We start from the raw sequence: 14,465 nt of genomic DNA, 5'->3' as shown, positions 1-14,465 counted from the left end.
CGCACGACGCACCCAGGAGAGACCTGACCATGGCCCGCCTGCTCTACCGACTCGGCTCCACCGCCTTCCGGCGCTGGCCGCTCTTCATCGCCGGATGGCTGGTGCTCATCGTCGCCGTCGGCGCCATCGCCGCCTCGGCCGCCAAGCCGTTCAGCGACGAGTTCACGATCCCCGGGATCCCCTCGGAGAAGGCTGCGGACATGCAGCAGGAGCTGTTCCCCGACGCGGGCAGCGCCTTCGACGACGCCACGGTCAACGTGGTCGTCGCCGCGCCCGAGGGCAGCACCTTGGACGAGCCGGAGTACGCCGACGCCATCGCCGGCCTGATCGCCGCGATCCCCGAGCTGCCGCAGATGGACCCCGAGGCCCCGCAGGCCGGCCTGGCCGACCCCACGGTCGCGGCCGAGCAGCTGGAGAAGTCCTTCGTCAAGGGCGCCAAGGCGGCCGGCGGTGACGTGGCGCAGGCGCGCGACAACGCCGCTGCGCTCTCCCCGCTGTCGAAGGACGGCCGGATCGGCACCTTGTCGTTCGAGTGGGACGTCGAGTCCGTCGGCGACCTCAAGCCGACCTCGGTGGAGGAGCTCAAGGAGCTGCTGGCCGAGACCAGCGACGAGTCCGGCCTCACCGTCGAGGCCAACGGCCAGGGCATGGCCGTCTTCGAGACGCCCGGCGGCACCGCCGAGCTGATCGGCCTCGGCATCGCGCTGCTCGTGCTGCTGCTGACCTTCGGCTCCTTCATGGCCGCCGGCCTGCCGCTGGTCAACGCGATCTTCGGCGTCGGCCTGAGCCTGGCCGGCGTGAGCGCGATGACCGCGTTCATGGACCTCAACTCCTCCACCACCGCGCTGTCCACGATGATCGGGCTGGCGGTCGGCATCGACTACACGCTCTTCATCCTGGCCCGCTACCGCACCGAGCTGCACCACACCGACGACCGGCGCCACGCCGCCGGCATCGCGGTCGGCACCGCCGGCTCGGCCGTGGTCTTCGCCGGCCTGACCGTCCTCATCGCGCTCGCCGCACTGTCGGTCGTCGGCATCCCGTTCCTCACCACGATGGGTCTCGCGGCGGCGGCGACCGTGCTGATCGCGGTGCTGGTCGCGCTCACCCTCCTGCCCGCGATCCTGGGCATGACGAAGTCGAAGGCGTTCGCCGGGCGGTTCCGCCGCTACAACCCGAAGCGCGACGACCACGGCCGTGTCCTGAACAACGGCGTGCGGTGGGCCCGCGTGCTGGCGAAGGCGCCCGTCGCCTGGATCGTGGCCGTCGTGGTGGTGCTCGGCGCGATCGCCGTGCCGATCTCGCAGATGTACCTGGCGTTCCCCAGCGACAGCACCGCACCGAGCGAGACCACCGAGCGCAAGGCCGCCGACCTCACCGAGGAGGCCTTCGGCCCCGGCCGCCAGGGCCCGTTCGTGGTGGTCGTCGACGGCCGCGACATCGACGACGACGACGAGCGCACCGCCGCCTTCAACGAGGTCGTCGCCTGGGCCTCGGAGCAGGACGAGGTCGCCAACGCCCAGATGGTGGCGACCAACGCACCGCTGGGCAAGGACGGCGCCCCGACCGGTCCCGCGACCGGCGCGATCATCCAGCTCACGCCGACCTCGGGCCCCGACGACCCGGCCACCCTGGACCTGCTCGACACCCTGCGCGACACCGAGGGTGACATCGAGGCCGCCACCGGGACCACCGTCGGCGTCACGGGGCTCACCGCGATCACCACGGACGTCTCCGACCAGCTCAACGGCGCCCTGCCGGTCTACCTGGCGGTGGTCATCGGCCTGGCGTTCATCCTGCTGACGCTGGTGTTCCGCTCCATCCTGATCCCGCTGACCGCCACCCTGGGCTTCCTGCTCTCGGTGCTGGCCACGCTGGGCGCGACCGTGGCGATCTTCCAGGAGGGCTGGTTCGGGATCTTCGAGGGCCAGCCGATCGTCAGCTTCATCCCGATCTTCGTGATCGGCGTGGTGTTCGGCCTGGCGATGGACTACCAGGTCTTCCTGGTCACCCGGATGCGGGAGGCCCACGTGCACGGGCTGTCGACCCACGAGGCCGTCGTCGACGGGTTCCGCAACAGCGCCCGGGTGGTCACCGCCGCCGCGGCGATCATGATCGCGGTCTTCTCCGGCTTCGTCCTCGAGGACGACGCGATCATCAAGTCGATGGGCTTCGCCCTCGCGCTGGCCATCGTCTTCGACGCCTTCGTCGTGCGGATGGTGCTGATCCCGTCGCTGATCTACGTGATCGGCGACAAGGTCTGGTGGCTGCCGAAGTGGCTGGACCGGATCCTGCCGAACGTCGACGTCGAGGGCGAGTCCCTGGAGCGCGACTCCGTGCCGGTCAACGTCCACGCCCACGACGCCAAGGACGACAAGGACGACAAGGACGACAAGGACGACAAGGACCGCGAGTACGCCGGGGCCTGATCCCGCCGCGACACCACGACGCCCCGCAGCCGACCGGCTGCGGGGCGTCGTACGTCTCGGGGCGTGTGTCTCAGGCGCCGGGGCGGCCCAGTGCCTTCTCGATGTCGCCGGTGAGCTTCTCGGGCTTGGTGGTCGGCGCGTAGCGGTCCAGCACCGTGCCGTCCTTGCCGATGAGGAACTTCGTGAAGTTCCACTTGATCTTGTTGCCCAGCAGCCCGCCCTGCTGCTCGCGCAGCCACCGGAACACCGGGTGCGCGTCGCCGCCGTTGACGTCGACCTTGGAGAACATCTGGAACGAGACGCCGTAGTTGCGCTGGCAGAAGTCCGCAATCTCGTCCTCGGTGCCCGGCTCCTGGTTGGCGAACTGGTCGCAGGGGAAGCCGAGGATCTCCAGGCCCTGGTCGGCGTAGGCGTCGTACAGCTCCTGCAGGCCCTCGAACTGCGGGGTCAGGCCGCACTTGGAGGCGGTGTTCACGACGAGGACGACCTTGCCGTCGTAGGCGGAGAGGTCGACCTCGTTGCCGTCGATGGCGGTCGCGGAGAAGTCGTGGAGTGTGGTCACCCCTGCATCCTGACAGGTCAGGGTGCACCTCGACCCGGACTCGTCCTCAGCTCTCGGTCAGGCCCGGCCACGGCGTGCCCCAGGCGTCACCGAAGGCGGTCTCAGCCAGCGGGCGGCGGGTGCGCTCGCGGCTGTCCCGCTCGGCGTCCCGCTCGCTGACCGCGCCCGGGTCGCCGCGCACCCCGACCGCGATCCCGGCGAGCAGGCGGGCGTGCTCGGGCAGGCCCAGCTCCGCGGCCACCGCGTCGTGGTCGAAGCCGGAGAACTGGTGCGCGGCGAGCCCCATGGCGTGCGCCTGCAGGGTGAGGTGGGCGCTGGCCTGGCCCAGGTCGTGCACCGCGTAGGCGGGGTCGCGCGGCTTCTTCGCGTCGGGCTCGGTGACCGCGACCGCGAGCAGCACCACCGACGCCCGGGGCACCCAGCCGGAGTTGCCCCGGCTGAGGTGGGCGACGAGCACCTGGTGCGCCCGGCTGCCACGCGGCGCGACCAGGTAGCGCCACGGCTGGGCGTTGCCGGCGCTCGGCGCCCACTGGGCGGCCTGCAGCAGCCGGGTGACCTGGTCGTCGCCCAGCTCGTGGGTCGCGTCGAAGACGCTCGGGCTCCAGCGCGAGCGCATCGGCTCGCTGGTCGGCACGGGGTTCACCCGGCCGATTCTCCCCAGTGCCTGGTCGCGGCCACCGCACCCCGGTGCACCGGCCGGGGCGGGGCGGGCTCAGATCCAGCCCAGGCCCCGGCGCCACGGATGCCCGAGGAGAGAACTCGTGACTCCGGCCCCCCACATCGAGGCGTCCACACCGCGGCGGCGGTGTCAGCTGCGGGCCGGGGAGTCGGTGGCGGTGGCGTCGGTGGCATGCCGGTCCTTGCCGGCCGCCTTGGCGCGGTACATGGCGCGGTCCGCGGCCTCGAGCAGGTCGCGTGTGCTGCCGCCGGGCAGGTGGCTGGCCACGCCGGCGCTGAAGGTGACGCCCAGGGTGCTGGCGTCGGGCAGGCGGGCCGGGCCGCGGCAGTCGCTGCGGAGCTCGGACAGCACCTGCGTGGCCTCGGCGGCGTCGCGCCCCGGCAGCAGGAGGACGAACTCGTCGCCGCCGAAGCGTCCGAGCACCGCGTCCGGGATCCGGGCCTCGCCGATCGACTCGGCGAGGCCGCGCAGCACCCGGTCACCGGCGAGGTGGCCGTCGCGGTCGTTGACGGTCTTGAGGTCGTCGACGTCGAGCAGGGCCAGGCTCAGCGGCTGCCCGGTGGTCTCGGCGAGGGTGAGCGCGTGGCCGAGCGCGGCGTCGAGGGAGGCGCGGTCCAGGCAGCCGGTGACCGGGTCCAGGCGCGGCAGCCCGCCCACGCTCCCGGCGGGCGGCACCTCGGTGAGCCGCTCCACGAGGACGCCGTACGCGAGCGCCCAGGTCGCCAGCGCCGCGAACAGGCTGATGTGGTCCGTGCCGCTCGGGGCGGCCTGGGCGACCGCGGTGACGCCGAGCAGGGCGAGCACCGTGACGACCACCCACCGGTCGCGGCCCGCGGAGGTGGTGAGCCGGGCGATCAGGAAGTAGAGCGTGGCCGAGACCAGGAGGGTGTCGTAGAAGACCACGACGTACCAGCCCGGACCGGGCACGAGGTCGCGCCGTCCGCCGACCTCGGCCCAGCCACCGAGGACGTCGAGGTCGCTCAGCGCCAGGTCGACGGCGGCGACCAGCAGCGGGACGCCGACGAGGACCGCCGCGAGCGCAGGCCTCGGCCGCCATCGCGGGGTGGTCATCCGCCGGCTGAGCACCAGCAGCGCCCCGCACCAGCCGGCCACGGCGGGCAGCCAGTGCACCGAGGTCCACAGCTCCTCGCCCGTCCACTGCTCGGACTTCAGCAGGCACCACGCCCCTGCGCACCCCAGCGCCACCGCGAGCAGCACCGAGTCCGGGCGGCGCCACAGCAGGGCCGCGAGGGCCAGTGCGGCCGAGACCGCGGCGAAGGACAGGGACAGTGCGAGCACGAGGGGACTCCAAAGGGCGACGTCGGCGCCCCGGACCCGCCTGCCCTGCAGGTCAGGGCCACCGGCTCAACGAGCGAGCCCGCGACGGGTCACTCAGCCGGTCACTCAGCCGGTCACCCAGCCGGTCACCCAGCCGGTCACCCAGCCAGTCACTCGGCCGGGACGGTCGGCCTGCTGTCCGGCTGCGGCTGCGGCTGATCCGCCGTCGCACGACGCGCGCCGGCGCCGGGCAGCGGACGGTGCCCGGTGGCGAGCGCACCGAGGTAGAAGGCGACCACCGCGATCGCGATCCCGCCGAGGTCGTCGGCCAGGTAGTGCCACCCGAAGTAGATGGTGGCGAGCACGGTGAGCCCGAAGTTGGCCCAGAAGATCACGTGCACGATGCGGCTGCGGATCGTGTACTGCGCCATCAGCGCCCAGAGCAGCGAGATGGCGGTGTGCAGGCTCGCGAAGCCGGCGACGCCCTGGTAGGCGCCGTCGGCCCACAGGAACCGGTGCCGGGCGTTGACCAGGGAGTCGACGAGGTCGCCGGTGGCCGTCGGCGTCAGGTCGGTGAACAGCGACGGGTACGCCAGGCCCGGGCCCAGCGTCGGCAGCGCGTAGTACGACAGCACGCCGAGGGTCCAGGCGATCGCCTGGGCGGTGACGAACCACCAGCCGAAGCCGATGTTGCGCGACCAGACCAGCCACACGGTGACCAGGATCGCGACCAGGGGGATGTAGGTCAGGTAGACGAACGACAGGACGTGCGCGGCGACGGTGGTGCCGAGCACCTCGTGCAGCACCGCGGACGGCTCGGTGCCGAAGAAGGCCACGCGGTCGAGCAGGAAGAGCTCACGGTCGTAGGTCGCGTCGCGCACCAGGGGCAGCATCGACTTGAGGTTGCGGTAGCAGACGTAGGTCACGTAGAAGCACGAGATCCCGACGAAGACCAGCGTCACCCGCTCGCGGGTCCAGTGCTCGCGGATCCGGGAGCGCACCACCGCCACCGTGCGGGAGGGGTGCAGCCGGCCGAGCCACAACGCCCGGGGCAGCAGGTCGACCACGACGGCGGAGAAGCAGAGCACCGGCAGCCGGACCCACGAGGGGCCCAGGAAGCTGCCCTCGGGGTCGGAGACCTTCTGGTCCAGCACGATGCCCGCCACCAGCGTCGTGACGCCGATCACGAAGGCGATGACCACGAGCGTGACCCACCGCCACCGCACCGCCCCGTCGACCACCTGCATCCGGTCGGCGGGGTGGCCCGTGCGCGCCTCGGTGGCTGCCTGACCTGTTCCTGACAAGGCTGCGAGCTCTCCGTTCCGCGCGTGCTTGGTCCCCCGTGGACGGTAGTGAACCACGCGCCCGGCGCCAACTCCGGGCCGGCGTGAGATCAGTCCTCCGGCACGCTCGCGGCGTGGCACCGGTCGCCGCCGGCCCGTTTGGCGACGTACATCGCGGCGTCCGCCGCGCCGAGCAGGTCCGCCACCGAGCCCCCGGCGGCGTGGGACGAGACGCCCGCGCTGAAGGTGGCCGGGGCCGTGCGTCCCTCGCCGACCCGGACCGGTTCGCGCGCAGCCTCCTGGCAGCGCCCGACCACCTGGTGCGCCCGGAGCAGGTCCGTGCCGGGCATGATCACGACGAACTCGTCCCCGCCGAAGCGGCCGAGGACGAACCCCGGGCGCAGCGCTCCGCTGATCCGCTCCACCGCGGCGCGCAGCACGGTGTCGCCGACGAGGTGACCGTGCTCGTCGTTGACGACCTTGAGGTTGTCGAGGTCGAGCAGCCCGATGCTGAGCGGGCGGCCGGTCCGCTCGGCGGCGCTCACCTCGGTGGCCAGGACCTCCTCCAGCGCAGCCCGGTCTAGGCAGCCGGTGACCGCGTCGACGCTGCGCACGACGCGGCGCACGGGAACGGGTCGCGAGGTGAGCCCGCCGAGGAGCGCGGCGTGCGCCAGCATGGCGGCGACGAGCACGCCGAACAGGTGCGTGTACGGCGTCCCGTCGGGCGCCGCCTGGGACACGAAGGTGCAGCCGAGGGCCGCCAGGACCGAGACCAGCAGGCCGCGATCACGCCGGGACGCCACCGCCACCCGGTCGATCAGGAAGACCAGGGCCAGCCCCACGAGCACGATGTCGTAGGCGGTGACGACGTACCACCCGGCTCCCTGGGTGATGACGTGCTCGCCGTCCTCCTCCCGGGCACCGCCGAAGACCTCCAGCGGAAGCAGCACCAGCTCGATCGCGAGGATGAGGAAGGGCACCGCCACCAGCACCCGGGGCCACGTGCCGGGGGGTCGCCAGCCCGGCACCGCGGTGCGCCGGGCCAGCACCATCACCGCGGCGCACCAGCCCGAGACACAGGGCAGCCAGAGCGCCGACCACCACATGAAGTCCGGCGCCCCAGGGTCGCTCTTCGCTGCGGCGACGCACCACCCGGCGCTGCAGCCGAGGGCCGCGGCGACGACCAGCGAGTCGCGGCGGCGCAGGAGCGCCACCACCACGGCGGCGCCGGCGGCCAGTGCGGCGACGACCAGCGAGACGACCACGGAAACGGGCAGCACGGGTCTCGATCTCCTCGGCGTGGACGCGGGCGGCGGTCTCCGCCGAGTCGGTGAACCTTTGCCAAGCGTACTCCGGACCAGCGGCCACCCCGGCCCTAGGCTCGGCCGGTGCCTCCGCACGACCCCGCTGCCGCCCCGACCACCAGCCCCCTCGCCAGCCATGACCTCGTGCCGGTGCCCGGGGGCGAGGTGCTGATGGGATCGGCGCGGTTCTACGCCGAGGAGCGGCCCGTGCACCGCCGCCGGGTGGAGGCCTTCGAGATCGACCGGCACCCGGTCACCGTCGCGCAGTTCCGGCGCTTCGTCGCCGCCACCGGGCACGTGACGACCGCGGAGCGCGCCCCCGACGCCGCCGACTACCCCGATGCCCTGCCGGAGCTGCTGGTGCCCGGCGCCATGGTCTTCACCCCGCCGGCGCACCCGGTGCCGCTGCACGACCCCGGCGCCTGGTGGTCGTGGGTGCCGGGCGCGTCGTGGCGGCAGCCGCAGGGCCCCGGCAGCACGGTTCCGGGCGAGGACCACCCCGTCACCCAGGTCTCGTACGACGACGCCAGCGCCTACGCCGCCTGGGCCGGGCTGTCGTTGCCGACCGAGGCTGAGTGGGAGCACGCCGCCCGCGGCGGGCTCGTCCAGGCGACGTACGCCTGGGGCGAGGAGGCGATGCCCGGCGGCCGGGTGCTGGCCAACACCTGGCACGGACAGTTCCCGCACCAGAACCGGGCGCCCGACGGGCACACCGGCACCTCGCCGATCGGCTCCTACCCGGCCAACGGCTACGGCCTGCACGACATGTGCGGCAACGTGTGGGAGTGGACCAGCGACGTGTGGACGCCGGACCACAGCGCCGCCGCCCGCACCGGACCAGCGACGGCAGTGGCCGCAGCCACGCCGTCGTGCTGCGCCCCGCCCGCACCGCGGGCACCCCTGCCCGAGCCGCCGGCGGCGCACGTGGTCAAGGGCGGCTCCCACCTGTGCGCGCCCAGCTACTGCCTGCGCTACCGCCCTGCCGCCCGGCAGGCGCAGACCACCGACGCCGCCACCACGCACCTGGGCTTCAGGTGCGTGCGGCGCCCGGCGTCCCGGGCGACCTCGCACGGTGCCACGGTTTTCCTGTCGCTGGAGCCACGGCCGGCACCCCCGAAACGCGAACAACCCTAAGTCGACCAAGTAACCTCACTTTTGGTCTCCCGGGGCCGGGACCGAAGGGGGGTGCGCCATGACACGGCGACGGGCACGGCGACGGGCACGGCAGCAACGGCGGACGGGGGAGCTGCGCGCCGCGCTGAGCATCAGCGAGCGCGCGCTGCTCGGCATCGAGGAGGCGCTCGCGCCGGTCCCGGGCACCGGCGTGCCGGTCGTGGCGCCCTCCCCGACCCCGGAGCTCGCGCCGGGCGTGGCGCGGCCGAACGTGCTGGTGATCACCGTCGACGACCTCGCCGCCATCGACATGCCCTACCTGCCCCGGGTGCGCCGGCTGATGGAGGCCGGCGGGGTCGCCTTCGCCGACGCACTGGCCCCCACCCCGCTGTGCGCGCCGTCGCGGGCCTCGCTGCTCAGCGGGCAGTACGCGCACAACCACGGCGCGCGCACGGTCAACGGCGTCGACGGCGGCTACCAGGCGTTCTCCGACGCCGACACCCTCGCCACCGCGCTGGCCGGCGCGGGCTACGACACCCTGTTCACCGGCAAGTACATCAATGGCTACGGCAAGGACGGCACCGAGCGCGACGTGCCGCGGGGCTGGAGCGACTGGCGGGCCACGGTGGACCCGTCGACGTACAACTTCTTCGACCCCAAGATGAACGTCAACGGCGTCGTGGCCCGCGCCCGGGGCTACACCACCGACGTGATGACGGCGCACGCGCGCGAGATGATCGGCGCCGACCGCGGCGGCCGGCCCTGGTTCGCCTGGGTGAACTATGTGGCCCCGCACGTCGGCGGCCCGGCGGGCAAGGGCGACCCGAAGCAGCTCTTCGGTGGCACCCCGGCCGGCGACCTCGAGACCACCGTGCCCGCGCCCCGGGACCGCGGCCGCTACCGGCGCGTGCCGCTGCCGCTGTTCCCCAGCTCCTTCCCCGACGGGGACCCCACGGTGCCGGCGCACGCGCCGGCCAACCAGCGCCGCTTCGACGCCCTGCAGCGCCGCGCCTTCGACGTGGTCTACCAGCGCCGGATCGAGGCGGCCCGCGGCCTGGACCGCGCGGTCGCCCGGCTCTTCGCCACCCTGCGCCGCACCGGACAGCTGGACCGCACGCTGGTCGTCTTCCACTCCGACAACGGCTACGCCATCGGGCCGCACAACATGAACGGCAAGCGGTTCCACTACGACGAGTCGCTGCGGGTGCCGCTCTACATGCGCGGGCCCGGCCTGCCCCGCGGCGTGGTGGTCTCCACCGCGGTCACCGTGCCGGACCTGACCGCCACGATCCTGGCCGCCACCGGCGTGACGCCGCCCCGCCCGCTCGACGGCGTCGACGTCCGGCCGTGGGTCACCGCCGCGCCGCACGTGCGGGTGGTCCCGATCGCCGCGTGGGGTGCGGTGGGGGCGCGCAAGGTCGCCAAGCAGATCTACGCCGGTGTGCGGGTCGGCAGCTGGACGTACGTGGAGTACCGGCGCGGTGGCGCCGAGCTCTACGACCGCGCCCGCGACCCGTTCGAGATCCACAACCTGGCCGACGACCCGTCGTACGGCGAGGTGCGGGCGGTGCTGTCGCGGCTGAGCGCCCGCTACGCCGAGTGCGCCGGGCCCACCAGCCCGCGCGAGCTGTTCGCCGTCGACCGCCTCGAGCCCGGGCCGGCCACGCCGCAGCGACCGGAGGAGGTCGCGACGGGCTGAGCCGCCCGCGGACAACCGCACCACGCGAGCGCCGCGGAGCGGAGAATGCCGTCATGACCGACCCGGCCGCACCTTCGGCCAGCCCCGCGCCCATCGCCGTGCCCGACCCCGAGGTGCTCGCCGCGAACGCCGCCCTGGCCCAGCGGTGGCTGCCGGCGTTCCTCGCCGGCGAGCGCGCGGACGAGGACGTCTACGCCGAACAAGTGACCACCTGGCACAACATCGGCGAGCGGACCGTGGAGGTGCAGCGCACGCCCTCGCGCACCCGGCTGAGCGACGGCGGCGCGGACCTTCGCACCGTCGACGTCCGGCTCCGGGTCGACGCGGACGGCTGGGTGCTGCAGGCGACCACCGTGGGCACGAGTGCCGCGGGGGAGGCCGTGCGGATCCCCGTGTGCCTGGTGGTCACGGTCCGCGAGGGCCGGATCGCCCGGTTCGAGGAGTACGCCGACTCCGCCGCCGTACGTCCGCTGCTCGGCTGAGACTCAGCGCTGCTCCGCGCTCCCCCGGCTCCCGGCCGGGGCGGGCGCCGGGCCGCGCTCCAGCGCCTGCATCCCGGCGCGCTGGAGCAGCCAGCCGGCAGCGATCAGCGCGACGGCGAGGGCGAGGAACCCCAGGTCCCACGCGAGCGGGCCGCCGAGGTCGTCGCGGACGTGGTGGATGCCGAGGATCTGGTGGTCCACCAGGCCCTCCACGAGGTTGAAGCCGCCCCAGCCGATCAGCAGCCCGCCGAGGTGCAGCCGCCAGCTGGGCGCGAGCCGACCCTGCTGCCACTGCGCGAGGGTGACGATGGAGGCGCCGACGACGCACAGCCACGAGAAGACGTGGAAGAAGCCGTCGGCGAGCGTGTTCACCTCCAGGCCGGCCACCGTGTCCACCGGGTTCCCCGCGGTGGAGCTGAGCATGTGGTGCCACTGCAGGATCTGGTGCAGCACGATGCCGTCGACGAAGCCGCCGAGCCCGATCCCGTAGAGGATGCCGGGCGCGCGCGAGGGGCGCTCGGGCGGATCGGGAGGCACCGGACGGGACGGGACGGTCATGCCTGCGCCGTACCCACGCGCGGCGATCCCAGAAGCCTGGCGCTTGACGGCCTTGGCACCGGCGGGTCCAATGTGGGCCCCGCCACCCCGAGGACGCCCATGACCGACGCCACCCGTCCGCGCCACCACCTCGTCATCGGCGCCTCGGGCTTCCTCGGCGCCCACGTCGTACGACGTCTCGCGGCCGCCGGGCACCCCGTGCGCGCCCTGCTCCGACCGACGAGCTCCACCCGCGGGCTCGAAGGGCTCGAGGAGCTGGCTGGGCCGGTGGAGGTGGTGCACGGCGACGTGCACGACGCGGACTCGATCCGCGCCGCGATGGCCGGCGTCGACGTGGTGCACTTCTGCGTCGTGGACGCCCGGCCGTGGCTGCGGGACCCGGCGCCGCTGTACCGGACGAACGTGGACGGGCTGCGCACCGTGCTCGACGTCGCCCGCGAGCATGACCTGCACCGGTTCGTGCTCACCAGCTCCATCGGCACACTGCCGATCGGCGAGCGTCCGGTCACCGAGGACGACGGCCCGCACAACTGGTTGCACCGCACCGGCCACTACATCGCCTCCCGGGTGGCCGCCGAGGAGCTGGCGCTGGGCTACGCCCGCGAGCACGGCGTGCCGGTCGTCGCACTCTGCGTGGCCAACACCTACGGCCCCGGCGACCACCTGCCGACCCCGCACGGCGGGTTCCTCAAGGCGGCGGTGCGCGGGCGAAGCAGGTTCTACGTGCGGGGCGCGGCGGCCGAGGTCGTCGACGTCCGCGACGCCGCGCAGGCGTTCCTGCTGGCCGCGGAGCGCGGCCGGGTCGGTGCCCGCTACATCGTCTCCGCGGGCTGGATGAGCACCGAGGAGATCCTGCGCACCGGCGCCGAGCACGTCGGCGTGCCCGCCCCGCGCTGGGGGATCCCGCTGCCGGTGCTGTCCGCGGTCGGCGCGGTGGGCGAGGTCGTGGCCCGGGTCCGCGACCGAGAGTCACGGCTGACCCGGGAGACGGTGCGCCTGATGCACGTGATGACCCCGCTGGACCACAGCCGCGCACTGACGGAGCTGGGCTGGCAGCCACGGCCGCTGGCGGACACGGTGCGCGACGCAGCGGAGTTCTTCCTCCGCCGCCGCGCCCGGCCGCCGGCGGCACCGGTGCCACCGGTGCCGGTCGACTGAGGAGCGAACCGGGCGAGACCCGCCGATGACAGTATCCCGACACGGTGTCGGTATCATGGGGACATGGCGTCGACAAAAGGTGGGCCGCGATGAGGCCCCAGTTCCTAGCCGTCCGTGAGCTCCGCTTCGCGCGGGGCCGCTTCGCCCTGATGGGCAGCGTGGTCGCCCTGATCGCCGTGCTGATGGTGCTGCTCAGCGGCCTGTCCTCCGGCCTGGTCAACGACGGTGTCTCGGGCCTGCAGAAGATGCCCGTCACCTCGCTGGCCTTCCAGCACGACGTGGAGAAGGGATCGGCGTTCTCCCGCAGCGTCGTGGGCCCCGACGCGGTCGAGACGTGGTCGAAGCGCGACGACGTCGCCGAGGCCGCCCCGCTCGGCAACACGCTGGCCAACGGCCGCACCGACAAGGGCGTGGAGATCGACCTCGCCCTGATCGGCGTCGAGCTCGGCTCCTTCCTCGACCCCGATGTCGTCGACGGCGAGCCGCTGAGCGGCGACAACGAGATCGTCATCTCCGAGACCGCCCTGGACGAGGGCGTCGAGATCGGCGACACCGTCGTGCTCGAGCCCAGCGGCATGGAGCTGCGCGTCGTCGGCGTGCTCGACGGCCAGCACACGTTCGGCCACGTCGACATGGCGTACCTGTCGCTGCCCAGCTGGCAGGAGGCCAAGGCGGGCGTGCGACCCGGTGACCAGGTCCCGGACCGTGTCTACGAGGACATCACCGCCGTCGCGGTGCAGGCCAAGGACGGCGACGCGACCGACCTGGCCGCCGCCGACAAGGCGGCCGACACCACCTCGATGACGCTGGAGGAGTCGTTCGGCGCCTCGCCCGGCTACACCGCCGAGACCTCGACGCTGCAGCTGATCAAGGTCTTCCTCTACCTGATCAGCGCCCTGGTGGTCGGAGCCTTCTTCACCGTGCTCACCATCCAGCGCAAGGGCGAGATCGCCGTGCTGCGCGCCATGGGCGCCGGTCGCCGCTACCTGCTAGGGGAGAGCCTGCTGCAGTCCTTCGTCCTGCTCGTCGTCTCCGCCGGCCTCGGCATCGCGGTCGGCGTCGGACTGGGCCTGGCGATCGGGACCACCAGCATGCCCTTCGCCCTGGAGGCCGGACCGATCGCCTTCGCCGGGATCCTGCTGCTGGTGCTGGGCATGCTCGGCGCCGCGGCGGCGGTGCTCCGCATCACCAAGGTCGACCCGCTGAGCGCCCTGGGAGGCAACCGATGACCACCGCACTCCAGCTGAGCTCGGTCACCCTCGTCCACGGCGACGGCGACGAGACCGTCACCGCCCTGGACGACGTCAGCCTCACCGTGGCCCGCGGCGAGCTGGTCGCCATCGTCGGCCCCTCGGGCTCGGGCAAGTCCAGCCTGCTGGCCGTCGCCGGCGCGCTCACCACACCGACCTCCGGCTCGGTGGTGCTCGGCGACGTCGACCTGGTCGCGGCGTCCCCGCGCCGTCGCAGCGAGATCCGCCGGGAGCGGATCGGCTTCGTGTTCCAGAGCTCGAACCTGGTGCCGGCGCTGACCGCGCGCGACCAGGTGCGCCTCCCGGCGACCTTCGGTCGCCTCGGCGAGGGCAAGGAGCTGCGCGACCCGATGGAGCTGCTCACCGAGGTGGGCATGGACCACAAGGCAGGGCGGCGCCCGCACGAGCTCTCCGGTGGCGAGCGGCAGCGGGTGGGCATCGCCCGCGCGCTGGTGACCCGTCCCGAGCTGCTGCTCGTCGACGAGCCGACCGCGGCCCTGGACCGGCAGCGCAGCCAGGACATCGTCGCGCTGCTGGCCCGCGAGACCCGCGAGCACGACGTCGCGGGCGTGATGGTCACCCACGACCACGAGGTGCTGCACCACTGCGACCGGGTGTATGAAATGGTCGACGGTCGGTTGGAGCCCCGGGCTGACTGAGCCGGGGTTCC

General features: G+C 73.4%; 13 protein-coding genes. 7 read left to right on the top strand and 6 right to left on the bottom strand.

Annotated features, from left to right (window positions below):
• The first annotated feature begins 29 nt into the window (after window positions 1-29).
• Window positions 30-2,429: an MMPL family transporter gene (locus KG111_RS00260; RefSeq protein ID WP_205291198.1), complete on the top strand. Its 2,400-nt coding sequence runs from the start codon at window positions 30-32 to the stop codon at window positions 2,427-2,429.
• A gap of 70 nt (window positions 2,430-2,499) precedes the next feature.
• Here KG111_RS00260 and KG111_RS00255 read toward each other — a convergent pair whose 3' ends face one another.
• The 5 genes from KG111_RS00255 to KG111_RS00235 all read right to left on the bottom strand — a co-directional run bounded on the left by KG111_RS00255 (window position 2,500) and on the right by KG111_RS00235 (window position 7,511).
• Window positions 2,500-2,991, bottom strand: coding sequence for a glutathione peroxidase (locus KG111_RS00255; RefSeq protein WP_205291199.1), 492 nt, complete (start codon window positions 2,989-2,991; stop codon window positions 2,500-2,502).
• A gap of 46 nt (window positions 2,992-3,037) precedes the next feature.
• Window positions 3,038-3,634 (bottom strand): nitroreductase family protein, encoded by a 597-nt coding sequence (locus KG111_RS00250; protein ID WP_249666228.1) that lies wholly within the window; start codon window positions 3,632-3,634, stop codon window positions 3,038-3,040.
• 165 nt (window positions 3,635-3,799) lie between these two features.
• Complete coding sequence (locus KG111_RS00245) at window positions 3,800-4,969, bottom strand: GGDEF domain-containing protein (protein WP_205291200.1); 1,170 nt, start codon at window positions 4,967-4,969, stop codon at window positions 3,800-3,802.
• A 149-nt stretch (window positions 4,970-5,118) separates the two neighbouring features.
• Window positions 5,119-6,252 carry a phosphatase PAP2 family protein gene (locus tag KG111_RS00240; RefSeq protein ID WP_205291201.1) on the bottom strand — a complete coding sequence of 378 codons (1,134 nt, stop codon included), beginning with the start codon at window positions 6,250-6,252 and terminating at the stop codon, window positions 5,119-5,121.
• An 89-nt stretch (window positions 6,253-6,341) separates the two neighbouring features.
• Window positions 6,342-7,511: a GGDEF domain-containing protein gene (locus KG111_RS00235; protein WP_205291202.1), complete on the bottom strand. Its 1,170-nt coding sequence runs from the start codon at window positions 7,509-7,511 to the stop codon at window positions 6,342-6,344.
• A 108-nt stretch (window positions 7,512-7,619) separates the two neighbouring features.
• Between KG111_RS00235 and KG111_RS00230 the strand changes: the two genes are divergently transcribed.
• Genes KG111_RS00230 through KG111_RS00220 form a run of 3 tightly spaced genes read left to right on the top strand, consistent with a single transcriptional unit; the run spans window position 7,620 to window position 10,829 of the window.
• Window positions 7,620-8,669: a formylglycine-generating enzyme family protein gene (locus KG111_RS00230; protein WP_249666227.1), complete on the top strand. Its 1,050-nt coding sequence runs from the start codon at window positions 7,620-7,622 to the stop codon at window positions 8,667-8,669.
• A gap of 58 nt (window positions 8,670-8,727) precedes the next feature.
• Window positions 8,728-10,347, top strand: a complete 1,620-nt coding sequence (locus KG111_RS00225; RefSeq protein WP_205291203.1) for a sulfatase family protein — start codon at window positions 8,728-8,730, stop codon at window positions 10,345-10,347.
• Between the two features lie 53 nt (window positions 10,348-10,400).
• On the top strand, window positions 10,401-10,829 hold the full coding sequence (locus KG111_RS00220; RefSeq protein WP_205291204.1) for a nuclear transport factor 2 family protein: 429 nt from the start codon (window positions 10,401-10,403) through the stop codon (window positions 10,827-10,829).
• Window positions 10,830-10,832: 3 nt separating this feature from the next.
• Here KG111_RS00220 and KG111_RS00215 read toward each other — a convergent pair whose 3' ends face one another.
• A complete protein-coding gene (locus tag KG111_RS00215; RefSeq protein WP_205291205.1) occupies window positions 10,833-11,387 on the bottom strand; it encodes a DUF2243 domain-containing protein in 555 nt (184 codons plus the stop codon).
• 99 nt (window positions 11,388-11,486) lie between these two features.
• On the opposite strand from KG111_RS00215, the gene KG111_RS00210 reads away from it, so the two are divergent.
• From KG111_RS00210 to KG111_RS00200, 3 genes are all read left to right on the top strand, one after another.
• Entirely contained in the window at window positions 11,487-12,545 is a 1,059-nt protein-coding gene (locus KG111_RS00210) for an NAD-dependent epimerase/dehydratase family protein (protein WP_205291206.1), read from the top strand.
• Between the two features lie 89 nt (window positions 12,546-12,634).
• Complete coding sequence (locus KG111_RS00205) at window positions 12,635-13,774, top strand: ABC transporter permease (RefSeq protein WP_205291207.1); 1,140 nt, start codon at window positions 12,635-12,637, stop codon at window positions 13,772-13,774.
• Complete coding sequence (locus KG111_RS00200) at window positions 13,771-14,454, top strand: ABC transporter ATP-binding protein (protein ID WP_205291208.1); 684 nt, start codon at window positions 13,771-13,773, stop codon at window positions 14,452-14,454. Before KG111_RS00205 ends, KG111_RS00200 begins: the two co-directional genes overlap by 4 nt.
• Window positions 14,455-14,465 lie beyond the last annotated feature (11 nt).

Origin of the sequence: Nocardioides faecalis (genome assembly GCF_018388425.1) — a bacterium.
GTDB classification, from domain to species: domain Bacteria; phylum Actinomycetota; class Actinomycetes; order Propionibacteriales; family Nocardioidaceae; genus Nocardioides; species Nocardioides faecalis.
Note: the sequence above shows the minus strand (reverse complement) of the source record. Positions and strands in the feature narration are given on the sequence as shown.